Source organism: Microbulbifer sp. SH-1 (assembly GCF_011326135.1).
Taxonomy (GTDB): Bacteria; Pseudomonadota; Gammaproteobacteria; order Pseudomonadales; family Cellvibrionaceae; genus Microbulbifer; species Microbulbifer harenosus.
Genome location: NZ_CP046948.1, coordinates 2,012,349 through 2,034,760, shown reverse-complemented (window position 1 = coordinate 2,034,760; position 22,412 = coordinate 2,012,349). Strand labels below are relative to the sequence as shown.

At 60.1% G+C, this 22,412-nt stretch carries 18 protein-coding genes; 8 read left to right on the top strand and 10 right to left on the bottom strand.

The features are described from left to right. Positions 1-8 precede the first annotated feature (8 nt). The 5 genes from GNX18_RS08745 to moeB form a co-directional block, all read right to left on the bottom strand. Complete coding sequence (locus tag GNX18_RS08745) at positions 9-1,670, bottom strand: class I adenylate-forming enzyme family protein (RefSeq protein WP_138233960.1); 1,662 nt, start codon at positions 1,668-1,670, stop codon at positions 9-11. Next, complete coding sequence (locus tag GNX18_RS08740; protein ID WP_166217091.1) at positions 1,667-3,352, bottom strand: CoA transferase; 1,686 nt, start codon at positions 3,350-3,352, stop codon at positions 1,667-1,669. Before GNX18_RS08740 ends, GNX18_RS08745 begins: the two co-directional genes overlap by 4 nt. A 246-nt stretch (positions 3,353-3,598) precedes the next feature. Then, positions 3,599-3,871 (bottom strand): MoaD family protein, encoded by a 273-nt coding sequence (locus tag GNX18_RS08735; protein ID WP_138233962.1) that lies wholly within the window; start codon positions 3,869-3,871, stop codon positions 3,599-3,601. Between the two features lie 72 nt (positions 3,872-3,943). Next, positions 3,944-4,354, bottom strand: coding sequence for a Mov34/MPN/PAD-1 family protein (locus GNX18_RS08730; RefSeq protein ID WP_166217089.1), 411 nt, complete (start codon positions 4,352-4,354; stop codon positions 3,944-3,946). A gap of 41 nt (positions 4,355-4,395) precedes the next feature. Next, complete coding sequence (gene moeB, locus GNX18_RS08725) at positions 4,396-5,565, bottom strand: molybdopterin-synthase adenylyltransferase MoeB (protein ID WP_166217087.1); 1,170 nt, start codon at positions 5,563-5,565, stop codon at positions 4,396-4,398. 215 nt (positions 5,566-5,780) lie between these two features. Here moeB and GNX18_RS08720 point away from each other — a divergent pair, with 215 nt between their 5' ends. Together GNX18_RS08720 and GNX18_RS08715 are read left to right on the top strand one after the other, a co-directional pair. After that, positions 5,781-7,790 carry a TonB-dependent receptor gene (locus tag GNX18_RS08720; protein WP_166217085.1) on the top strand — a complete coding sequence of 670 codons (2,010 nt, stop codon included), beginning with the start codon at positions 5,781-5,783 and terminating at the stop codon, positions 7,788-7,790. A 6-nt stretch (positions 7,791-7,796) separates the two neighbouring features. Then, positions 7,797-8,816, top strand: coding sequence for a methyltransferase (locus GNX18_RS08715; RefSeq protein ID WP_166217083.1), 1,020 nt, complete (start codon positions 7,797-7,799; stop codon positions 8,814-8,816). Between the two features lie 37 nt (positions 8,817-8,853). Here GNX18_RS08715 and GNX18_RS19435 read toward each other — a convergent pair whose 3' ends face one another. Further along, a complete protein-coding gene (locus GNX18_RS19435; RefSeq protein ID WP_205828099.1) occupies positions 8,854-8,991 on the bottom strand; it encodes a hypothetical protein in 138 nt (45 codons plus the stop codon). Between the two features lie 134 nt (positions 8,992-9,125). Between GNX18_RS19435 and sbcB the strand changes: the two genes are divergently transcribed. Next, positions 9,126-10,562, top strand: coding sequence for an exodeoxyribonuclease I (sbcB, locus tag GNX18_RS08705; RefSeq protein ID WP_166217081.1), 1,437 nt, complete (start codon positions 9,126-9,128; stop codon positions 10,560-10,562). Positions 10,563-10,786: 224 nt separating this feature from the next. Next, positions 10,787-11,803, top strand: a complete 1,017-nt coding sequence (locus GNX18_RS08700) for an aspartate carbamoyltransferase (RefSeq protein WP_166217079.1) — start codon at positions 10,787-10,789, stop codon at positions 11,801-11,803. A gap of 161 nt (positions 11,804-11,964) precedes the next feature. Here the strand turns inward: GNX18_RS08700 and GNX18_RS08695 are convergent, their stop codons facing one another. The 3 genes from GNX18_RS08695 to GNX18_RS08685 form a co-directional block, all read right to left on the bottom strand. Then, entirely contained in the window at positions 11,965-13,239 is a 1,275-nt protein-coding gene (locus GNX18_RS08695; RefSeq protein WP_138233969.1) for an aminotransferase class I/II-fold pyridoxal phosphate-dependent enzyme, read from the bottom strand. A 198-nt stretch (positions 13,240-13,437) separates the two neighbouring features. Then, entirely contained in the window at positions 13,438-14,298 is an 861-nt protein-coding gene (locus tag GNX18_RS08690) for a DUF6279 family lipoprotein (protein WP_166217077.1), read from the bottom strand. A 32-nt stretch (positions 14,299-14,330) separates the two neighbouring features. Next, a complete protein-coding gene (locus GNX18_RS08685; RefSeq protein ID WP_166217075.1) occupies positions 14,331-15,659 on the bottom strand; it encodes a substrate-binding domain-containing protein in 1,329 nt (442 codons plus the stop codon). A gap of 445 nt (positions 15,660-16,104) precedes the next feature. On the opposite strand from GNX18_RS08685, the gene nagK reads away from it, so the two are divergent. From nagK to GNX18_RS08665, 4 genes are all read left to right on the top strand, one after another. Next, complete coding sequence (nagK, locus tag GNX18_RS08680) at positions 16,105-17,052, top strand: N-acetylglucosamine kinase (RefSeq protein ID WP_138233972.1); 948 nt, start codon at positions 16,105-16,107, stop codon at positions 17,050-17,052. A 106-nt stretch (positions 17,053-17,158) separates the two neighbouring features. Further along, positions 17,159-18,202: a glucosamine-6-phosphate deaminase NagB-II gene (gene nagB-II / locus GNX18_RS08675; RefSeq protein ID WP_240914316.1), complete on the top strand. Its 1,044-nt coding sequence runs from the start codon at positions 17,159-17,161 to the stop codon at positions 18,200-18,202. 31 nt (positions 18,203-18,233) lie between these two features. Continuing rightward, entirely contained in the window at positions 18,234-19,364 is a 1,131-nt protein-coding gene (nagA, locus tag GNX18_RS08670; RefSeq protein WP_166217073.1) for an N-acetylglucosamine-6-phosphate deacetylase, read from the top strand. A gap of 223 nt (positions 19,365-19,587) precedes the next feature. After that, a complete protein-coding gene (locus tag GNX18_RS08665; protein ID WP_166217071.1) occupies positions 19,588-20,919 on the top strand; it encodes a sugar MFS transporter in 1,332 nt (443 codons plus the stop codon). 162 nt (positions 20,920-21,081) lie between these two features. On the opposite strand, the gene GNX18_RS08660 is transcribed toward GNX18_RS08665, so the two are convergent. Further along, positions 21,082-22,128, bottom strand: coding sequence for a LacI family DNA-binding transcriptional regulator (locus GNX18_RS08660; protein WP_138233975.1), 1,047 nt, complete (start codon positions 22,126-22,128; stop codon positions 21,082-21,084). Between the last annotated feature and the right edge of the window lie 284 nt (positions 22,129-22,412).

The window sequence follows — 22,412 nt, the reverse complement described above, 5'->3', positions numbered from 1 at the left end:
GCGCTGTGTCAGATCGCCAGCTTTAGGGGTTCGTCGGCGGTGTCGCCGAGGGAGGCGGCGCCCGCCGCCAGCGCGCGTTTGTCCACTTTGCCTGCCGGCGTCATCGGTAACTGGCGGTGGAACTGCAGATACTCAGGAAGCTTGTTAACTTCCAGCCCGCGGGATTTGAGGAACTCGCCCAGCTCGCGCAGTGACATGCGCTCCGCCCCCTCGCGCAGGGTCAGGCAAATGCACACGCGCTGCCCCATTTCCGCATCCGGCACCGGTACGCAGGCGGCGCTGACGACGTCGGGATGCGCGGTGGCAGTCTGCTCAATCTGCAGCGGGCTGATATTGGAGCCACCGCGGATGATGACGTCCTTTTTGCGCCCCAACAGGACCAGATTGCCCGCATCGTCGATGCGACCGAGATCGCCGGTATAGACCCAGCCCTGTTCGTCGCGGTGACTGCGGTCCAGCTCTGGTGCATTCACGTATTGCATGGGTGAGAGTGGGCCGCGGCCGGCTATCTCGCCGATCTCGCCTCGGGGCAGGGGCTGGCGCTCGTCATCAACGATGCGGATGTCACAGACACTGGGGTTGGGCCTGCCGATAGACGCGCTCAGCGTTTCCGGCGGGTCGTCCAGGGTGTGATGACAGTTGATACCGTCGGCGGAGCCATACAGGCCGATCAGCGGACAGCCGAAAGCCCGCACACAGCGGTTGCGGGTGGCGGTGTCCATGGCTGCACCGCCGCTTACCAGCGCGGTGAGGCACGACAGGTCCAGCTGCTGAAGTTCCGGCGCGACGGCCATGCGCTGAAACATGGTGGGTACGCCGAGAATATGGGTGGGTTTGTGCTGTGCAATGGCGTCGATGGCCGCTTCCGCGTTGAATTCCGGCAACACCACAATGGAGCCGCCCAGCCATGCGAGCACACCGCAGGTGGCGCTGGAGCCGAACGCGGTGCCCAGGGGCATCAGGTAGAGGGCGCGAAATTCCTGTTCCGGCAGTTTCATCCGCTCCAGGAAGCGGCCGCGTCCTCCGAGCAGGGCGTTGTGGGAATACGCCACCAATTTGGGTTCGGATTCGGTGCCGGATGAAATGAGGAAGCGCGCCGGAGCGTCTGCGTTTACCGCTTCGGGTTCGGTGAGGGGGGCAGCCTGCAGTAGATCGTCGAAGCTGCGCCAGGGGCCTGAATCCGGCTTTTCGCCGTGTACCACCAGCACTCGCAGGGAGAGCGCCACGCGGCGCACTTCGTCGACAATCTCACAGTAGTCGATGTCCCGGTGACGCCGGTCTACGATTACCGCACGGGCGTCGGTGCGTTTCAGCACCGCTTCCATATCCAGCCGACCGCGACCCGCAGGCATGGGGCAGGCTATGGCGCCGAGGGCCGCGCACGCCAGGTCGATCGCGCACGACCGCCAGCTGTTGGCCATCTGATAGACCACGACATCGCCGTTAACGATGCCAAGCGCCTTAAAACTGCTGGCGATCCTTTCCGCGGCATCCCGCAACTGCGCGTAGCTGGTGACGCCGTCGGGCTCCAGCACCGCCGGGGTATCCGGTAGGTCTCCCGCTTTGCTGCAGAACATTTGATACACGCTGCGGTTGGGGTAGTAGCCCGCTTTTTTCCATTCTTCCCGAAGGGTAGCGGGAACGAGATCCAAAAGGCCGGTATGGTTCATGAGAATCTCCAGGGTGGGGTGACACGAGTGTAGGAATCCGTATGCAGGTCGCCGTTAAAGTGCGATTGCTGCGGCAGATCGCGCAGATTTTCGATGACAAGGTTTTTGCATGCGTCTGCCAGCGCCGGTTCCAGCAGCGCTGTACCCATGCGGCAGGCGTGCAAGTGGGACTGGCTAAGAAGTGTGGCTGCGCCCAATAGCGAGGTGTTTGCCTGACCGCCGCGGTGGCAGAAACTCCTGCTCAACAAGCCCAGCAGAACGCCCTGGGCCGCGAGGATGCCGCCGAGCAGATCCAACGCGGTGAACAGGGTGCCGCCGCCGTGGCCTCCGGCGCGACCGATCAGATCGGCCAGGCCAGAGTAGGCCTGCACAGTGAAATCTGTGCCGGGGATATCCAGTGCGCCGTCCAGCTGTCCCCAGGCTCCGGCGTGGGTGTACACAAGGCCGGGACTGGCCGCGGCCAGCTGCCGGTAATCCAGCCCCAATTCTTCTGCTTTGCCCGGGGCCCAGTTGTGCAGGAACACCTGCGCATCAGAAACCAGCTCCACCAGTTGCGCGCGCCCGGCTGCGCTCTTGATGTCGATCTCGATCACTTCTTTGTGGTGATTGAGGGCGTCGAAGCGCGCCGAGCAATCAGCCACCAGCGGCGGCATGCCCCGCAGAGGATCCCCACCCGGGGGTTCTATGCGGACGACCCGCGCGCCGAGCAGGGACAACAGGTGTCCAGCCATCGGGCCCTGAATACGGCGGCAGGATTCCACCACCGTCAGTCCGCTCAGGGGCTGATCCTGTTCGCGGGGCGGCGGCAGTGGTGTGTCGGTCGGTATTGCCGGATGCAGCTGCCAGGGGCCCGCTCGCAGCAGTTCCTCAACATCACTGTCGCGCGCGCGCTCTTCAATGGTGCGCTGTCGGCACAGGGCGACACCGGCCTCGCCGCAGATGCGTGTGACTTGAGCGAAGCTCAACTTGGCCAAGCGCTTGTGCAGGCGTTCGGGCAGCGGACAGATGCCTTTGGCATAGCGCTGCAGGAAGGACTGCCAGCCCCTGCCTGCTTCCACGGGTTCCAGCCCCAGCGCGTCGCACAGCCGGCGCCAGGGATCGGGGGAAAGCGTTTCCAGTTCGAAGCGCACGCCGTCCGCGGATCGGAACGGCGGCCGCAGCCCCGCGTCGTGGTGCCCGGGCAGGATTTCCTCCGCGTCTTCCCGGGTAGTCGCACCGGCGAGGTACTGACCGGCGCAGAGCAGCCCGGCGGACGCCATGGATACCCGGCTGCGGGAAATGCCCAGTCCGCGGCGGCGTGCCAGGGCCGTTGCCAGGCAGGCCTGGAGCGCCAGCGTCGCGGAGACGGTAGACAGGTAGGGCAGTGGAATCGGCTGCGCCCTACCTGTTGCCCGGCCGTGCACCGACATCAGTCCGGTGGCCGCCTGCAGGGTAGTTTCACAACCGGCGCGCTGTTCCGAATCGGACCAGAAGCTAAAACGGCATTCGACCGATTCAAAATCCGGTGTGATAAAGGTAAGTGGCAGGTTGGTGCCGGCATCCATCAGGGAGTGGTTTTCCACCTGGATACCCAGTGCCCGACATTGGAAGAGCAGCGCCTTGACCACCGGCTGCAATGCGGGTGAGGCGTGCTGGAAATTGCCGACGATTGCGCAGTTGGAGAAAAAATTATTGATATCCACGATGGCTGAGACCGGTTGAATCTGTGCCAGTGAAAATACGCTGGGAAGACGCTCCCCTGCTGTCATTTCCCCAACGAATAAATGTCATTTGATGAGCTTTCCCCTGTGGCCGATAGAGAAGGAAAATGCGGGCGCTTGGCTGGGTGCCCGTGGTATAGCGATATCGGCGTATTGGGAAGCGGGAAAACGGGGCGTGGGAGGTGACGGAGAGGAGAAGTGGCGGGGCATCTCAGCCCCGCGCAGCGCTCAACCGCCGGCAACGGCCGGCAGAATAGTGATGGTGTCACTGGGGGAGACAGCGGTGGCAAGCCTCTCCCGAAAACGGATGTCATCCTCATTGACGTAAATGTTCATGAATTTGTGAACCTCATCGCCACTCATCAGACGCTCCCTGATCCCGGGGTATTGTTGCTCCAGGCTTTCAATAATCTCCCCGATGGTTCCCCCGGTTGTTTCCACTTCTTTCTGATCTCCGGTAAGCGCGCGCAGAAGTGTCGGGATTTTGACTTTAATGGTCATGCTTATTTCCTTTTTTCAGTGTGCGTTGCAATAAGGGCTGGGATAAACACGTGTTCGCGACGGCTGCATTGTTCAGGTTCCGCGAAGGACGTGAGTGGCTTCCTCACTGACGCGCCCGTCGATGATGCGGTAACTGCGGAGTTCACCGCGGCTCTGGCTGTCTGTGGATACCAGCAGGTAGTGGACCTGGGGGTCCCACGCATGCTGGATATCTTCGCGGCTGGGGAATGCCCTGCTGTGTGTGTGGGAGTGGTAAAACACCAGCGGCGTTTCCTCGCGGTCTTCCATTTCCTGCCAGACGCGGAGCTGCTGCCGGGGATCGAACTGGAAGAAGGTTTCCGAGCGCGCGGCGTTGTCCATATGAATCAGGCGGTGTTGGCTGCCGTCGCGACCGGCGGCGATGATGCCGCAGGCTTCCAGCGGGTGCTCGCGGTATGCGTGTTCAAGGATGGCCTGAACATGGGATTCCTGAATCTTCAACATAACGGTGTCCTACCTAAACGGTGTCCTAAATGTAAGCAAGATCAGTAAGCGGCTAGCTCGGAATCGACTTCCCGTATCCAGGACAGGATGCCACCCTCCAGGTTGTGCAGTTTGGTAAACCCCTTTTCCTGCAGTGCGAGCAGAGCCTGGCGTGAACGCCCTCCCGCCTTGCAGTGCAGTATTAGCGGAATTTCCTTGTCGAGCCGTTCGAGACCGCGTCCGGCGAGCAGCTCCGCCAGAGGAATCGATATTGAACCGTCGATTTGGCAGATTTCCCGTTCGCGCTGTTCGCGCACGTCCACCAGAAGGTGCGGATGTCCTTCGTGGCGCAGTTGCTTAAACGCTTGCACGCTGATGCCGGGCACCTCCGGCGCAGCTTCCGGCTCGCGACGGAGTCCACAGAAGAATTCATAATCTTCCAGTTGGGTAATGGTTTGGCGTTCCGGATTGCGGCGGATAGGGAGTGTGCGGTAGCTCATATCCAGCGCGTCATACACCATCAGCCGACCCAGCAGCGGCGTGCCGATACCGGTGAGAAGTTTGATGGCTTCGGTCGCCATAATGGAACCGATTGAGGCGCACAGGATGCCCAACACACCGCCTTCGGAGCAGGATGGCGCGTGTTCGGGCGGCGGCGGTTCCGGGTACAGGTCGCGATAGTTGAGGCCGAGGCCCCCCGGGGCTTTTTCCCAGAACACGGATGCCTGGCCCTCAAAGCGAAATATGGAGCCCCATACGTAGGGCTTTTCCGCCAGGACACACGCGTCGTTGACCAGATAGCGCGTGGCGAAATTATCAGTGCCGTCAACCACCAGGTCATAGCGGGAAATAATGCTTTCAGCATTGTCCGCTTCGAGACGCTGATTGTGGATCTCGACGTTAACAAACGGATTGATCTCGCTAATCTTATCCCGCGCACTTTCCGATTTTTTGCGGCCGACGTCGGACTCGCCGTGAATCACCTGGCGCTGCAAATTGGAAACATCCACCCGGTCAAATTCCACAATGCCGAGTGTGCCGACACCGGCGGCAGCCAGATAGAGCAGTGTCGGGGAACCTAGCCCACCGGCGCCGATCACCAGCACGCGACTGTTCTTGAGGCGTTTCTGCCCCTGTAAACCGATATCGGGGAGTAGCAGATGTCGGCTGTAGCGTTCGAGTTCCCGCTTGCTCAACTCTGCATTGGCCTCAACGAGGGGGGGTATTTTCATGGTGTCGCCTTCCTTCGCCAGAATTTTCGCCATCAAACCGGCTTTATTTCTTTGGCGCTATCAAGCGTTGCGCGCTCAATTGTCATTTTGCGAACGCCCATCAAAAAAGCTGTACATAGCGCTCTTGAGGTGAAAGTGCAGCGTTCTTCAGCTTGTAGGTTCCAGGGTGCCGACTTCCTATCATCGTCCACCGTGTGAAATTTCAGGAAGACACTATGAAAGTACGGCGACTCTGCGCGTGGCTTGTGGTCATCATTCAGTTTCCAGGCGCTGGTGTGGCGCTCGCGCAGGAAGATGATCGCGGCGCTCTGGAACAGGTGGAAGTTTCGGCCCGTGCAGAGACGGAGGCGGTACAGGCGCAACGGACACGCGGCGTTGTCGCGCTGCATCCGGCACAGCTTGCCGGGGGCAGTCTCGGCGCGCTGGAAGCGCGCGCAGCCAATGTGGCGGTCGAAGAGTCCTCGGTGAAAACCCGGTTGGTGATACGCGGTATGTCGTCGATCGATACGGGACTGCGGGACCCGGTGGGCTATGTACTCGATGGGGTTTCCCTGCCTCTCGGCGTCACTCAGGCGCCCTACCGCTTGAATGTGGAAACGATACAAGTGGAAAAAGGCGCTGCACAAAACCAGCGCAGTGGCAATGCGCCGGCGGGAAGTATCCGGATCGAATCGCGTCTCCCCAGCGACGCTCTTGCCGCCGGCACAGGGTATTCTCACCTGTGGCGCGAGGGGGCGGCAGGCCGGGAACCGTCGCGGGCACTGCAGGTCTCCGCCGGTGGCCCTGTGTCGGAACCCATGGCGCTGGCCGTCGCACTCCGGCACGAAGACGGCAATCCACCGTTCGACAATCTAATGGCCGCGCGCAAACCCCAGTGGCGCGCGGAACGGGACACAGCCCATGTGGCCTGGTCCTACCGCACCGACAGTCAGACCGATATCCGTGTGGACAGCCACTGGGAACAATGGGAGCGCGGTCGCGCCACTATGCGCTATCTGGAAGGCCCTTTGGCGACGGAGCGCTTTTCGGTTAACTACAACACCAAAACCCGCGATGAACAGAAAAAAACCGTTCACTCCCTGCGGCTGGAGCGCGACATGGGCGGGTTGCAACTGGCATCGACCACTGGTGTCACTGGTTATCGGCAGGATTTTGTCATGGACCTGGATGCCGGGCCGATGAACACACCCCCGACGCTGTCTTCTCTTGAGGACCGCATGGTGTCGCAGGAATTCCAGCTGATGTCCGACAGGGAGGACTCCACATGGGCGTGGTCGCTGGGCGCCTATCTATCCCGGGAGGATACCGACGTGGATATGACGATAGGTCTCCAGCGGTTGCGGCGACAAACTTCGCTGGAAAACGAAAACGCAGCGGCGTTGGCGCGCGTGGATTTTTTCCCGCTCGACTCGCTGGAGCTGGGTGTAGGAGTGCGCATCGAGCGCAACCGCCAGTCGGGTAGGCAGCTGCTCACAGGCCCTGTCGACAGCGGCTACAGCATGAACGAGATGCACACCGCGACTTTGCCCGGCCTCTCTGCGGCGTATAGCTGGGGAGAGAATGAATCCGTCTATGCGAGTTATTACCGTGGCTATTTACCCGGTGGCTTCAATTATGCCGCCGCCAGCAGTCCGGAAACGTTTTCCTACGGCCCGGAAAAAAACCGCAGCGCTGAGGCGGGGTACCGCGGCACTCTCTTGGGCGGGCGAATGGATCACGCCATCACGTTGTTTTACACCCGCTTCCAGAACAAACAACTGGTGGATTTTCTGCCCGGAGCTTTGCAGACAATCTCCAATACCGGTGTGGCGGATATACGCGGCCTTGAGTATCGCCTGAACGCGCCGCTGAACGATCGCCTGACACTGCAGGCAAACCTCGGTTACCAGCACTCGGAACTCGACGGTGGTCGTATGACCTATACACCGGAACACACTTCGTCTCTGCTGCTGGATTACCGCTATTCCGCCGCGTGGGCGGCGGAAATATCTGCGCATCATTCCAGTGGTTTTTATTTTGATCGACAGAACACCCTGGAACAGCCGGAATACACCGCGGTAAATCTCCGGCTGCGCTATACCCTCGGGGATATCCACGGTGCGGTCTCTATTGGCAATCTTTTCGATGAGGTTATTTACAGCCGCGCGTTACGGACGGCGGCCGGTGTGCTGGTGGAAGACAGCAGACCGCGCACGCTCGCTTTTACCATCGGATACAGGATATAGCCCGCCATGCCTACCGCTATTTCCCCGGCTGCCCGTTATGGCAGCGACGCCCAGTATCGCCTGTTCGATTTATTGACCGCTCCGCTGCGCTGGGAAGTGCTGGCTGTTGCACTGGAACTGGGTATTTTTGATGACCTTACGCTGCCACGTGCCGCTGGCGAGCTTGCGCAGCAATATGGGCTCGACGGCGAGGGAACCGAACTGCTGCTCAATGCGCTGGTGTCGCTCGGCGTAGTCGGTAAACACGAAGACAGCTATTGTGTCGACGGCGGTTTTGCGCCGCTGCTCACATCCACTTCCGACATTTCCATGTCCAACTTGCTGAGTTATCTGGGCGAGGTCCGGCACGTGAGTGCCGACAAGATCATCGCGCTCCTTCGCGATAAACAGCAGGTACAGACAGGGCCGGAAATGGTCCGGCCGGAATATTGGTCCCGGGCAGTGGGCGGTCTGCGTTCCTTTCACCGCTCGGTGAGGAACCCGATTGTGATGGATATCTTAAGCGGGTTGCCCTGCTGGCCGGGTGTCAAAAAGATGCTTGATCTGGGGGCCGGGTCGGAGAGCCTGGCGCTGGATATCTGTGCCGCCCGGCCGGATATCGACACCGTGATATTCGACCTGCCCGGGGTAGTGGCCAGTCTCGGGTCGCGGGTTACCGACAAGACTCGGATACAGCTGCGTGGGGGAGACATGAACTGTGATGACCTGGGGACAGGTTATGACCTGATCTGGGCTTCCATGGTTTTTTACTACGCCCGCGATTTGACGTCGGTCATGGGGCGGATACGGCGGGCGCTGCGACCGGGGGGGATGTTGATCAGTTTTCACGAAGAACTCAACGACGACCGCACCGAACCCGAGTTTCACATATTGGGACGGTTGCATGCGGAGTTGAAATCCGGCCCCCTGTCTGTTGCCCGGGGCCGTGTTCGCGCCGCGGCGGCAGAGGCCGGCTTTCACAATGTGCAGTCGTTTAGTCTGCAAACGCCGTTCGGGCAGATGGAGCTGGTAACCGGCACCGCCTGATGGGCGTCCACAAGCGGGGAATTGGGACGCGGCTTGGTTAATCCGGGATCGCCCCGCTATGGCTTCTCGCAGGGGGCGTGTCAGGACAATAAAAGTCGATGGCGGCGGCAGCACCTTTCACGCACAGGTAGGGGGTGACGGTGTTCATGCCTTCGGGGATGGGTTTTACGGCCATGGGGTCTCCTTTTTGAAGTTCTCACTTTCCAGCGATCGAAGCTTGCTGCCGCTGCGAGGGACTGTCCAGACAGCAATTGCGCCATTTGCGTTAATATGACGGTTTTCTCGAATTGGACAGACGGGCGTTGATCTATGGCTACCACACTTTACTGGCACGACTACGAAACCTGGGGCACCAACCCCGGTGCAGACAAGCCCTCCCAGTTTGCTGGTATCCGCACTGACGAAGATCTCAATATCGTCGGCGAGCCCCTGATGATCTACGCGAAGCCGGCGAGCGACTGCCTGCCGCAGCCGATGGCGGCGCTGGTGACCGGGCTTGCGCCACAGAAGGCGCTGGCTGAGGGATTGCCGGAGATCGACTTTATCCAGCGCATCCTCGATGAACTCGGTGCACCCGGAACCTGTGGTGTGGGCTACAACAGCCTGCGCTTTGACGATGAGGTCACCCGCCACACCCTCTACCGTAATCTGCTGGACCCCTACGAGCGCGAATGGCGCTCCGGCAACAGCCGCTGGGACATTATCGATATGGTCCGCCTTACCTACGCGCTGCGTCCAGAGGGCATCGTGTGGCCGGAAAAGGCGCCGGTGGACGGAAAAAGGGTACCGTCGTTCCGCCTGGAAGAGCTCACCGCCGCCAACGGCATCAGCCACGAAGGCGCCCACGATGCGCTGTCTGATGTGCGCGCCACCATCGATATGGCGCGCCTGATCCGGGAGAAGCAGCCGAAGCTCTATGACTACGTCTACAAGCTGCGCCGCAAGCAGGAAGTGGCGAAACTGCTGGACCCGCGTGCGCGCAAGCCGCTGCTGCACGTGTCCGGCAAGGTGCCGGCGAGTCAGGGGCATCTCACTTACGTGTTGCCGCTCGCCATGCACCCGGTCAACCGCAACGCGGTGATCTGTGTAAACCTCGCCATGGACCCCGAGCCGATTCTGCAACTCGATGCCGACGCCCTGCGCGAGCGCCTCTACACTGCCCGCGACAAGCTCAACGAGGGCGAACAGCCGGTGGGGCTGAAACTGATCCACATGAACCGCTGCCCGGTATTGGCGCCGGCGAATATGCTGTCGGACCAGCGCGCGGCGGAACTCGGCATCGACAAGTCCGCCTGTGAGGCCAACTGGCAGACGCTGCAGGCCCTCGACTTGACGGAGAAACTGCACAAGGTGTTTCTCGACGGCGAGTTTCCAGCAAAGGACGTGGAGGCCCGGCTGTACGACGGTTTTATGAACGACGCCGACCGCGACCTCTGCCGCCAGGTGCACGCCGCACTAGCCACCCGCGGTCCGGAAGCGCTGGCGGAGTCGTTTCCGTTTTCCGATCCGCGTCTGCCGGAACTACTCTTTCGCCTGCGCGCGCGCAACTTCCCCGAGACCCTGAGTGAGGACGAGCAGGAGCGCTGGGAGGAGTGGCGCTACCAGCGCCTGACGGATCCGGCGTTCGGGGCGAGTATTACCATGGAGGCGTATTTCGAGGAAATTGCGGAACTGCGCGAGTCCTTCCCTGAGCGCAGCGATCTGCTGGACCAGCTGGAAGCGTGGGGCGACGCATTGCTCGGCTGAGCCCGTGGACTGGATTCCCGTCTGCGCGGGAATGACAGAGCTAGAAATTTTTCCCTATCACTCGTCATCCCGGCGCAGGCCGGGATCCAGTTTCGAGCAGAACTCCACCGCGGAATTGAAAGGGAGTCTCTGTTCGGTCACCCACCACACGCGTAGAATACGCGCCCGATAAAGCCGCCGGCGATCCCGGCGCAGCCTCTTGGCACACACACAGTGGAGAAACAATGGACTTTATCGGCGCCAACATCCTTTCGGTAAGCCAGTTTGAACGCGGTGACATCGACCGCGTCTTTGCCGTGGCAGACACCATGGTCCCCTATGCCCGTCGGGAGAAAGTCACCCGGGTTCTCGAGGGCGCGATCCTCGGCAACATGTTTTTCGAGCCCAGCACCCGCACCCGGGTAAGCTTTGGCTGTGCCTTCAACCTGCTCGGCGGCACTGTGCGCGAGACGGTGGGCGTTTCCGCGAGTTCCCTGGCCAAGGGTGAATCCCTGTATGACACCGCACGGGTGCTTTCCGGCTACTCCGATGTGATCTGCATGCGCCACCCGCAGTCCGGTTCCGTGGCCGAATTCGCCGCAGCGAGCCGGGTACCGGTGGTGAACGGCGGCGACGGTGCCAACGAGCATCCGACCCAGGCGTTGCTTGACCTGTACACTATCCGCAAGGAGCTGGAAGGCAAGGGCCGCTCGCTGGATAACTTCCGCATCGCCATGATCGGCGACCTGAAACACGGCCGCACGGTGCACTCCCTGTGCAAACTGCTGTGCCTGTTTGAAAAAGTGCAGCTGGTACTGGTGTCGCCGGGGGAACTGGCGATGCCGCAGGCGGTGGTGGAGAAGCTGCGCGAGTGGGGTCACCAGGTGACGATTACCGATCAGCTGGAACCGTCGATAAAAAATGTGGATATCGTCTACTCCACCCGCATTCAGGAAGAGCGCTTCGCATCCCAGGCCGAGGCCGACCGCTATCGCGGTCGTTTCCGCCTGAATCGGGATATTTTCACCCGCCACGCGGAGCCCAACACGGTCATCATGCACCCGCTGCCGCGGGATTCCCGCGCTGAGGCCAATGAGCTGGATTCGGACCTGAACGAGCACCCGAGCCTCGCGATTTTCCGCCAGACCGACAACGGCCTGCTGGTGCGGATGGCGCTGTTTGCGATGCTGCTGGGGGTGGAAGACAAGGTGGCGCAGTACGCGCGACCGATCACCTGGCAGACGCGGCGCAACGAGGTCTGAGAATTTCCTGGCTGACGCTTTCCCTGTAGGAGCCTGCTTGCAGGCGAACAGTACGAAGCTCTGAACGGTTCGTCTGCAAGCAGGCTCCTACAAAGCGCGCTGATCGAGCGCAAAAAAACCGGCAGTTAGCCGGTTTTTTTGTTTCTGGCGCGGCGAATAAATCAGGCCGCTTCCAGCGCCTTGCGCACAGTGGCGAGTTTCACGCACAGCACGAACACAGACATGGCGGTGTCCAGCTCTTCCAGTGGCGGGAAGCTGGGGGCGATGCGGATGTTACTGTTTTCCGGGTCCTTGCCGTAGGGGAAGGTGGCACCGGCGGGGGTGAGTTTCACCCCGGCCTCCGCGGACAGACGGATCACTTCCTGGGCGCAACCGGGGCGGGTGTTGAAGGAAACGAAATAGCCACCCTGCGGTTTTTCCCACTCGCCCATGTCGGTATCGGCGAAATTCTTTTCGAGGTGCTCAAGCACGCAGGCAAATTTCGGGCGCAGGATTTCTGCGTGCTTCTGCATGTGTTCCTTCAACTGGGTCAGCTCCGGGAACAGGCGCGCGTGGCGCAACTGGTTCACCTTGTCCGGACCAATGGTCATCGCAGACATCTGCTTTTTCAGTGACGCCAGGTTGGCGGGGCTCGCACTCACGAAGGCGACACCGGAACCGGCGTGGGTCACTTTGGAAGTGGAGGCGAACTGCAGCACGGAGTCGGCGGTGTCGTTACCCAGCGCGGCTTCGCGGATATTCGGCAGTTTCACCTGGTGGTCCAGGTCGTGAATCGCGTAGGCGTTGTCCCAGAAAATGCGGAAGCCGGGATTGGCAATCTTGGCCAGCTGCGCCAGTCGGTCCACGGTGTCGGCATCGTAGGTGACACCGGTGGGGTTGGAAAACTTCGGCACGCACCACATGCCGATGATGTCCTGGTCTTCGCGGATTTTTTGCTCCACGGCATCCATGTCCGGGCCAGTGGCGGTCATGGGTACGGTTTCCAGGGCGATGCCGAGCTGCTCGCAGATGGCGAAGTGGCGGTCGTAGCCCGGCACCGGGCACAGGAATTTCGGCGCCTTCAGGTCTTTCCATGGCTGGTTGCCAGCAAAGCCGAACAGGTAGCCGGTGAGTACCGCGTGGTACATCAGGGTCAGCGAGCTGCTGCCGCCAGCGAGCACTTCTTCAAAAGGTACCTGCAGGATATCCGCGCCCAGTTCGCGCGCCGCGGCGATACCTTCGAGGCCGCCGTAGTTGCGGGTGTCGGTGCCGTCAGGCGCGCGGTAATCGCCATTCAGGATGCCATCCAGGCTGTCGGACAGTGCCAGTTGATCCGCCGCCGGTTTACCGCGGGTCAGGTCCAGGCTCAGGTTGTGCTGGCAAATACGCTGGTACTGCTGCTCCAGCTCTTTTTCCCACTGTTGCAGCTGCTCGCGTTGGGCGGTCTCGATACGCACGGAAATTCCTCTCCTCAATGACAGGTAGTTGGCGGTTGAAATTGCGGAGGGGAGCTTATCAGCAGCGGGCGGAGTGCGTCATGTTTTCTGGCAATTTTTTGCGGGAAAACCCGATAAATACAGGTGTTTTCGGCGGAAAATTTGTTGCAACTGAAACCGACTGTGATCGGCCGGAGAGTCTGTGTGTCTGCCCGTCACCTAGGGCTTCTGCGCCGCCAGGAGTCGGAAGTCGGTGGCGTACTCCTCCAGGGTGGATTTCAGGTGCTGACGTTGCTCCGCTGTGGAACTTTGCAGAATTTCGCTGCCGAGGTTCCGCGCCTGGACGCGCAGTTGCTCCTGCATCTGGCGATACTCCTCCGACCACAGTGACTGCGGGTTGGTCAGAAGATCCCGCAGGGTCTTTTCGTAGCCCGTCGGCTTGTCTTTCAGGGTGCGGATAAAGGCATTGGTCCAGCGTTCGCGCTGGGCATCGCGAAGCTTGGGGTCGAAGGTGGTGCTGGCCAGCTCGCGCTCAACCATGGCGTCCTGCTGCGGTGTCAGGTCGCCGAGCCAGCGCTCCGCTTGTTTGCGGAATTCCTTTTCCCGCTTGTTGCGCTCCTTTTGCCATTTTTTCAGCGACTTTTCCCGCTCTTCACGGGCGTTTTCCGCGAGGGTATTGATTTGTGTAGCGTCCAGCTGGAGCAGCACCGGCAACAGCAGGTCGCTTAGCATACTAATGGAGCTGTTCCAGAACGCCTCCGCCTGGTTTTCGATTTCGATCAGTCGCGCGGGACTGACGTCCGGGGAGTACACTTCCGCGCTGAGCTGCTCCAGGTAGTCGGCGTAGCGGGGCAATTGGGTCTGGCGATGCCAGCGGTGGAATTCGTCCACCCGCTGGGAGAGCAGATTTTTCTGGGGGCCCTTGAGGTCCAGATATTTATTGAGTGTGCGGTCCATCCACCAGTCGAGGTGCCCGTAGACGAGACGGACACTGGAGCAACCGCCCGCCAATAACAGGGTGAGCACCAGCAGCAGCGCGGTTGCACGGGTAACCCAGGGATGGAATTTCGCGGTGGTCATGGCGGTAAATATAGTTGCTTACCGCAGAGGCATCAGTTAATCCAGACTTCCACCCGGCTGTTTTTTACCGGTCCCTGCTCGCTGTTGGCGGTTAGTGGCGCGAAGGCGCCTACCGACATGATCTGACTGTCGCCCATCTGGTGATCCCGCAGTAGAGCTCCCTGCACCTTGAGGGCACGGAAGCGGGATATCAGGTCGGAGATATTGGCGTTGGTCATGCGATCTGAAAAGCCCACCAGTGTCAGATTTAGGTGGCGGTTTTCTTCGCGGGCCATGAAATCCTGCAGCCGGTGCAGATCCCGCAGGGCCCGATTGTCGAGCTCGGCGCTACCGTCGGCAAAGCGGAAAGAGATACTGAGGCGCGAACCGCTAGTCATTAGGTTGCGGTAATTTTCCGGGGCATTGGCATAGGGCGACAGTTTGATGGCCACCGGTGTGAGATTGATGAACCCGGTGTCGGCGACGATCTGTTGGCCGCGGTGGGATTCAACAAAACGCAGAAAAGCGTTTACGTGTGGATGGAGACTACCGGGACTGCGATAGAGATACAGGCGACGAGTGAGGGGAAAATCCTCGGTGGCGATGATGCCGCGATCCGACACCACAGCGGCGAGTTCGCCGGACTTGATCGCAACTTTATGTAGACCGTCGGCATCGGCGAAGGGCAGGTAGCCGATGGCGGCGCGGTCGCGCTCGATCAGCGCGCGGGTTTCGTGGTTGCCGGATACCTCGTGGGCGAACGGCGCCGCGGTGCGGCTGCCGCCGAATACCTCTTCATCGAACGTAGCGCGGGTGCCGGATTGTATGTCCCGGTGGAGCGGGCGGATGGGCAGGTTCGGGCCACCGAGTTGGGCCCAGTTGCGGATCTTGCCGTTATATATGTCGGCCAGCTGCGTCACGTCGAGCTGGGTTACGGGGTTGTCCTTGTGCACGGTGACCACCAGCGCGTCGAGACCGATGACGTGCTCCTCCTGGGGACTGGTCATGTCACCGACGCGGGCGAGGGCGTTGACTTCGGCCGCTTTGATTCTGCGGGACGCCATCGCGATGTCCGCGCTACCGGAGTCGAGGGCCTTGAAGCCAGTGCTGGAGCCCAGGGCGATGATCGGGATGACAACCTCTTCGTTTTTAAGGCGGGCACTGATCCAGTGCTTCTCTCCTTCACTGCGCTGGTGTATGCCGCTCGCACCCACGTGCTCAAGGTAGTCTTTCACCAGTGCCGGCGCCAGATCCGCACCGATGGTATTCGAGCCCGTGAGCCGGAACAGGGTATTTGCAGTGCCATTATCGGCGTGGGCCGGATTGCCCAGCAGCAGCAATGCGGAAAAAAGACCAAGTATCGAGTTACTGCGGATACTCATTGTTCCCCCTGTATTTATCATCGTTTTCCCGCCGGCCAGGGCGGGCCGGCTGTCCGTCGCTACCGCGGCGCGCGCTTTATCGCAGAAAACTGTGACGAAGTTATTGCAATAAGTTTGAACCGGATACGCTGACGACACTCAAAAGCTTCTGTAGGCGGTGTAGATGCCGCAACGGGGTATGGTGTCTGTTAACCGTTGGGACCTTGTATTACTTACAGTTGTCGGTTTTTTCGCCACCTGGAGCAAAGAATCGACCTATTCTTGGAGAAGTCTTGCGGTTTTTTTTGAAAAACAGCATGACAACGCTGTCATTTGTCTTGTAGTATTTCTTCCATATTGGCACAGGCGCCGTATGTGCGCCGCGCCGGGTCTTCTGGGGCGCAGGAATTGCGATGGGGAAATCCGGTGGGACAAATAACAATAGAAATCTTAGGGGCCGGATTCGATGGTTGCTTTAAGAGATAGCAGGGAAATTCTCTACGTTGGCGTGGATGGCGGCGGCAGTAAATGCCGCGCATCCGTATTTGATGCCGACAATCGCCTGTTGGGTACCGGAGTCTCCGGGCCCGCCAACCCCCTTCATGGTTATGCACAGACCATTGATTCCATTGTGCGCTCTGCCGCACTGGCCGTGGCGGATGCCGGCCTGCCGCCGGAAACGCTGGGGGAGTTGGTGGCCGGTGTCGGCCTGGCCGGCGTCAACATGCCCCGTCTCTACAATGAGATGAGCGCTTGGGCACATCCCTTCAAACAAATGTTCCTGACCACCGATCAGCACTCCGCGTGTCTCGGCGCCCATCGCGGCGGCGACGGCGCAGTCATTATCGCTGGCACTGGCTCCGTAGGTTATTCCTGGGTTAACGGTCGCAGCGAGATTGTCGGTGGCCACGGCTTTCCCCACGGCGATAAGGGCAGCGGTGCCTGGCTGGGGATGGAAGCGGTCAAATATCTGCTGATGGCGATGGAGGGCCTGGCACAGGACTCGATGCTGAAGCAGGAGCTGCAGCGGGTACTCGGGACCAGCGATCCCTACGACGTGATTGAAATGATGGCGGGAAAACCGTCCAGTCAGTATGCCAAGCTGGCGGTTCCGGTGGTGGTGTGTGCGGAAGCGAACTGCCCGATTGCCGCATCCATCATGCGCGATGGCGCCGCCTACATCAGCGATCTTGCTGACAAGTTGATGGAGAGCAAACCGCCGCGACTCGCCATGATTGGTGGTCTCGCGCCGCGCCTCAAGCCCTGGCTCAAACCCCATGTGGCGGAGCGGGTGTCCGATCCCCTGGATCCGCCTGAGCTGGGCTGCGTTTACTTCGCCCAGCATTCTCTCGCGGCGCTGGGTGACGGCAAGTCGAAAGCGGAAGAGGGAGATGCCAAAGCGCTTTTTGGATGAAATCGCTGCGGTGAAAAGGCGCCGCTCTTTGGATAAGCGGGTGCTTTAACTAGAACTCACAAGTTGTCACACGACAAATAACGACACGGAATTACGGACAGGATTTATGAGCGCAGTGAACTCCACTGAAGCCAACAAGGCAGGTGCATCTATGGCGATGACAGTAATGGAAACCGAGGCCCGCGAGGCCCCGGACCGGATTGCCGAGCAATTGCAGAACAATGCGCCGATCATGGCGGAACTGGGTGAGCGTCTGCGCAACAAGCCGCCGCGCTTTGTGATGATTGTGGGCCGCGGCTCCTCCGATCACGCCGGTGTATTCGCGAAATACCTGATTGAAATTGAGACCGGCACGCCGACCTTCGCCGCCGCGCCCTCCGTTTCCAGTGTGTACGGCAAAAAACTGAAACTCGAAGACGCGCTGGTCATCGTGATTTCCCAGTCTGGCCGCAGTCCCGACATTCTCGCTCAGGCGCAGATGGCGAAAGACGCCGGCGCCTACACCATTGCTCTGGTGAATGATGAAACCGCGCCGATCAAAGACATCGTCGATCAGGTTGTGCCGCTGAAAGCGGGTCCGGAATTGGCGGTTGCCGCCACCAAAAGCTACTTGTGCACACTCTCTGCTGTGCTGCAGCTGGTGGCCAACTGGACCCAGGATGCGGAACTGAAAGCCGGTGTCGAAATGCTGCCGAAGGCGCTCACGGAAGCCATCGAATCCGATATACAACTGCGCCCGGAAGACCTGGCGGCGGTGAAAAACCTGGTGGTGTTGGGGCGCGGCCCCGGTTACGGCATCACCCGCGAGCTGGCGCTGAAGCTGAAAGAAGTGTGCAACATCCACGCGGAGTCCTTCTCCAGCGCGGAATTCCTGCACGGTCCGGTCACCCTCGTCGAGCAGAAACTCACCGTGGTGAATGTGCCCATCGAAGATGAGTCCTTTAAGGCACACAGCGAGCAGATCGCCGATATCATCCGTCGCGGAGGCACCCTGATCAACCTGCACGTGCCGAGCAAGGGCGTGCACCCGCGCGTAGCGCCGTTGGCACTGCTGCAGCGTTTCTACCTTGACGTCGCCCATGTGGCTGTCAGCCGCGGCATCAATCCCGATGAGCCCGCAGGTCTGAAAAAAGTCACCCAGACCATCTGATTTGTCGTTGACGGAATCCGGGAGCGGGCAAGTGGCACAGGCATTTATTGCACAACAGTTATTCGACGGCGAGCAGCTGCACCGCGAGGTCGCGCTAACGGTCGACGATGGCAAGGTGGTCTCTGTCGGCGGCGCGCCGGCGGCGGGCGCTGTACGTCTTGAGGGGCTGCTTGCTCCGGGCCTGATCGACATTCAGGTGAACGGCGGCGGTGGGGCGTTGTTCAACAACGACACCAGTGTGAATGCGCTGTGCAAGATGTCGGCGGCTCACGCTCGCTTTGGCACGACCGGTTTTATGCCCACCCTGATCACCGATCAGGTGGATGTCATGCAGAAAGCCGCGGATGCGGTTAGTGCCGCTCTGACGGAAGGGGTACCCGGTGTGTTGGGTGTGCATTTCGAGGGGCCGCATCTGAGCGCCCCGAAGAAAGGCACTCACGAGGAAAAGTTTATCCGCCCGCTCAGCGAAGAAGAGTTGGCGATTTATGCGCGGGATGATCTCGGCCTGAAAATGGTCACCCTGGCGCCAGAAAATGTGTCCCCCGAGGATATCGCCAAGCTGGTATCGCTCGGCGTGAAGGTCTGCCTCGGGCATTCCAATGCCGATGGCAAAACTGCGGCCGCTGCGGTCGCCGCGGGTGCGACCGGATTCACACATCTTTACAACGCCATGTCGCCGCTGCACTCGCGCGATCCCGGCATGGTGGGTACCGCGCTGATCAGCGACGGTTGCTGGTGCGGATTGATCGCTGACGGCCACCATGTGAGCCCGGAAACCATGATCCTGGCAATGAAGGCCAAACCCCGCGGCAAGGTTGTGCTGGTGACAGATGCCATGTCCCTGGTGGGCAGTGATGAAATGAGCTTCCCGCTGTTCGAGCGCATCGTCACTCGCGATGGCGATAAACTGACGTCGACCACCGGTGAGCTGGCCGGATCGCATCTGGACATGATCGGCGCAGTGCGCAATATCCGCGACTGGTGTGGAGTGGAACTGACCGAGGCGCTGCGTATGGCGGGCCTGTATCCGGCCGAGTTTCTCGGTACCGATGCCGGGCGCATTGTTGCCGGTGCGCCGGCCGACATGATTCTTGTCGATGACAAGCTCCAGGTGCAGAAAACCTGGATCGGTGGAAAAGAAGTTTTTTCAGTAAGTGAATAGAGCTTTGTGTAGGAGCCTGCCTGCAGGGCCCGGGAGGGCGTAGAGCGAGCACTGCTCGCTGCTCTCACGGGCGCCCGGCCATGGATGGTCGGGCCGGACACTGCTCCAAGGATGGCTGCTTGCGATAAAACCTCCGTTCGCCTGCAAGCAGGCTCCTACAAAGTAATAAAAACCCGATGACGAACTTGATCAACGCTCAATAACGATAATTAAAGGTGAAACCATGAATACCGCAGTTATAGCACAGCGTGAAACGCGCAGCAGCATTCTGCCGATGGCCATCATCGGTCTGCTGTTTTTTATTTTCGGCTTTGTCACCTGGCTGAACGGCGCACTGATCCCGTTTCTGCAGACTATCTGTGAGCTCAGCGCCTTCCAGGCCATGCTGGTAACGTCCGCGTTTTATATTGCCTACACGGTGATGGCGATGCCGATGGCGGCCATCATTGAGCGCACTGGCTACAAGGTCGGCATGGCGCTCGGTCTGGCGCTGGTCGCTGTCGGCGCGCTGATTTTTATTCCCGCCGCTTACAGTCGTATGTTCGGCATATTCCTGCTGGCCCAGTTTGTGGTCGGTTCCGGTCTTACCGTTCTGCAGACTGCGTCCAATCCCTATGTGGTCAGGCTTGGCTCTGCGGAAACCGCAGCCGTGCGAATCTGCATCATGGGTTTGCTGAACAAGGGGGCGGGTATTGTTGCGCCGCTGGTATTCGCCGCATTGGTGATGTCTGGCATCAGCGGCGTATCTGATGCGGAACTCGCCGTGCTTGATCCCGCCGCCAAGGATGTCAAGCTGGGCGAGCTCGCCGGGCAACTGGTAACCCCATATATCGGCATGGCGATTCTCGGCTTCGTACTCGCCGTAGCGATGATGTTTGCGCCGCTGCCCGATATTGAAGATGAAGAGGTGGAAGGGCAGGAAGACGCCGCTGTAACCATGTTGGGCCTGAAAAAATTCCCGCAGCTGGTGCTCGGTTCCATCGCCCTGTTTTTCTATGTGGGTGTGGAAGTCATCGCCGGTGATGCCATCGGCCTGTTGGGTAAGCAGGCGGGCCTGGATACCTCGGTGGCTTCAGTTCTGACTTCATACACCATGGTGTTCATGGTGTTGGGTTACATCTACGGCACTATTGCCATTCCGCGTTTCATCAGCCAACAGACCGCGCTATTGATCTCCGCAGTGCTGGGCATTGTGTTTACCTTCGCCGTCATGAGCGGTTCCCTCCAAAGCACGGCCATGTCGGCCGCGACCCTGGCGCACTTCGGTCTGCCCGAAATTCCGAACGCGGTTTACTTTGTGGCACTGCTGGGCTTTGCCAACGCCATGTGCTGGCCGGCGATCTGGCCGCTGGCGTTGGAGGGGCTGGGTAAGTTCACTTCCAAGGGCGCAGCGCTGCTGATCATGGGGATTTCCGGCGGCGCCGTCCTGCCGCCCTTGTACGGGCATTTCGCCGATACCGGCGACGGTCAGGCGGCCTACATCATTGCGATTCCCGCTTACCTGTTCATCCTGTTTTACGCCCTTAAAGGCCACAAGATGCGCAGTTGGAAATAGGCCAACCGTATTGAGTCTGTCGGTTAGATTGTTTTCAGGGAGTTGTGCTTAAAAGGATTTTGTTGATTGAGCTTCTTTAAGAAGTTTCTCTCTTTGGTTCTCGTCATCTTTGCCCTCCACGTGAGGGCATTTTTTTGTCTGCAGTTTCAGGGCGGCCCAATATCAAATGGGCGCGTTACCGGTTGAATCGCGCACCAGCAGTTCCGGCACGAATTTCTTGGTAATACCCGCATCCCGGTTGGCAGATGCCGATTCCGAGGCGCCTTTGCTGCGCGCCTTGTTGAGCACCAAAGCCGCCGCGCAACGGGCAATTTCGTTGTTCGGCTGGTGGGCGGTGGTAAGTTTCGGCCAGGTCTGACGGGAGAAGGGGCTGTCTTCAAAACCGACAATAGAGAGCTGTTCCGGAATCGCGATATGCATCAGGCGCGCGGCAAATAGCGCGCCCGCGGCCATTTCATCGTTACTGGCGAAGATGGCGGTGGGCGGGTTATCAATGCTCAGCAGCGCCTTGGCGCCCTCGACGCCGGAGTCAAAGGAGTATTCCCCGGGGATGATAAGTTGCGGGTCGATGGATATGCCCGCCTGCTGCAGTGCGCTCTTATAACCGTCGAGGCGGCCGTGGGTGGAAACGTGTTCTTCGCCACCGCACAGAAAGCCGATGCGCCGGTGGCCGTGTTCGATCAGGTGCCTGGTGATGTCGTAGGACGCCGCAGCGTCATCCACCTGGATGCAATTCTCCTCGTCACCTGCGGCGGCGCCACTGGAGACAATACGCACATAATCGAGCCCGAGTTTTTTCACTTCGTCGATCACTGACTGGGTTTCAGAAAAGGGCGGGGTCAGCACCACGCCGGCTACTTTCGAGTGCTCCACCAGCGCGCGCAGCTCGTCGTTGACCTTGTCCGAACGGGAATCGCTAGGGTGAATCAGCAGTTCGTAGCCCCGCGCCTTGCAGGTCTCGAGAATGCCGTTTTGCATGTCGATCACGTAATAGGCGTTGGGGTTGTCGTAGATCAGTGCAATGGTGTAACTGCGGGTGCCCGCCAGATTGCGCGCCGCCAGGTTGGGCTGATAGTGGAGCTCCTCCACGGCGTCCATCACCTTCTTGCGCGTTGCCGGCCGTACGGAGGGTTCGTTGTTGATGACCCGGGAAACGGTCTTGATCGACACCCCGGCCCTCGCGGCCACGTCGTTGATGGTGCTCTTCATGATCGGCTGTGTTCCTTTATCGGAGTTCCTAACACCGGAAATGCCGGATTTGATCCGCGTTTTATTCAGCCCGGCAGTTTACCCGGTTAGCGGCAGTGGGACGATGGCTTTGTGGTCACTGGCCTTTCGGGCGTACATATTGGCAACTTCTCGGTGTTTGACCGGAAGTTTTCGGGAGTTGGTCTTGTTTCGCCGCTATTGAGCCTTCCCTCGCGGCTTCCGCTCAGGTTTTGGAGGAAAACTACAAGCCGGATTGGCCGTGCTCGTCGTTCATGCGTCGTTGA

Excerpts from the sequence above, each read along its gene's own strand:
- GNX18_RS08745 (WP_138233960.1), bottom strand. The coding sequence starts at position 1,670 with ATGAACCATACCGGCCTTTTGGATCTCGTTCCCGCTACCCTTCGGGAA.
- GNX18_RS08735 (WP_138233962.1), bottom strand. The coding sequence starts at position 3,871 with ATGACCATTAAAGTCAAAATCCCGACACTTCTGCGCGCGCTTACCGGA.
- GNX18_RS08730 (WP_166217089.1), bottom strand. The coding sequence starts at position 4,354 with ATGTTGAAGATTCAGGAATCCCATGTTCAGGCCATCCTTGAACACGCA.
- moeB (WP_166217087.1), bottom strand. The coding sequence starts at position 5,565 with ATGAAAATACCCCCCCTCGTTGAGGCCAATGCAGAGTTGAGCAAGCGG.
- GNX18_RS08720 (WP_166217085.1), top strand. The coding sequence starts at position 5,781 with ATGAAAGTACGGCGACTCTGCGCGTGGCTTGTGGTCATCATTCAGTTT.
- GNX18_RS08715 (WP_166217083.1), top strand. The coding sequence starts at position 7,797 with ATGCCTACCGCTATTTCCCCGGCTGCCCGTTATGGCAGCGACGCCCAG.
- GNX18_RS19435 (WP_205828099.1), bottom strand. The coding sequence starts at position 8,991 with ATGGCCGTAAAACCCATCCCCGAAGGCATGAACACCGTCACCCCCTAC.
- sbcB (WP_166217081.1), top strand. The coding sequence starts at position 9,126 with ATGGCTACCACACTTTACTGGCACGACTACGAAACCTGGGGCACCAAC.
- GNX18_RS08700 (WP_166217079.1), top strand. The coding sequence starts at position 10,787 with ATGGACTTTATCGGCGCCAACATCCTTTCGGTAAGCCAGTTTGAACGC.
- GNX18_RS08690 (WP_166217077.1), bottom strand. The coding sequence starts at position 14,298 with ATGACCACCGCGAAATTCCATCCCTGGGTTACCCGTGCAACCGCGCTG.
- GNX18_RS08685 (WP_166217075.1), bottom strand. The coding sequence starts at position 15,659 with ATGAGTATCCGCAGTAACTCGATACTTGGTCTTTTTTCCGCATTGCTG.
- nagK (WP_138233972.1), top strand. The coding sequence starts at position 16,105 with ATGGTTGCTTTAAGAGATAGCAGGGAAATTCTCTACGTTGGCGTGGAT.
- nagB-II (WP_240914316.1), top strand. The coding sequence starts at position 17,159 with ATGAGCGCAGTGAACTCCACTGAAGCCAACAAGGCAGGTGCATCTATG.
- GNX18_RS08665 (WP_166217071.1), top strand. The coding sequence starts at position 19,588 with ATGAATACCGCAGTTATAGCACAGCGTGAAACGCGCAGCAGCATTCTG.
- GNX18_RS08660 (WP_138233975.1), bottom strand. The coding sequence starts at position 22,128 with ATGAAGAGCACCATCAACGACGTGGCCGCGAGGGCCGGGGTGTCGATC.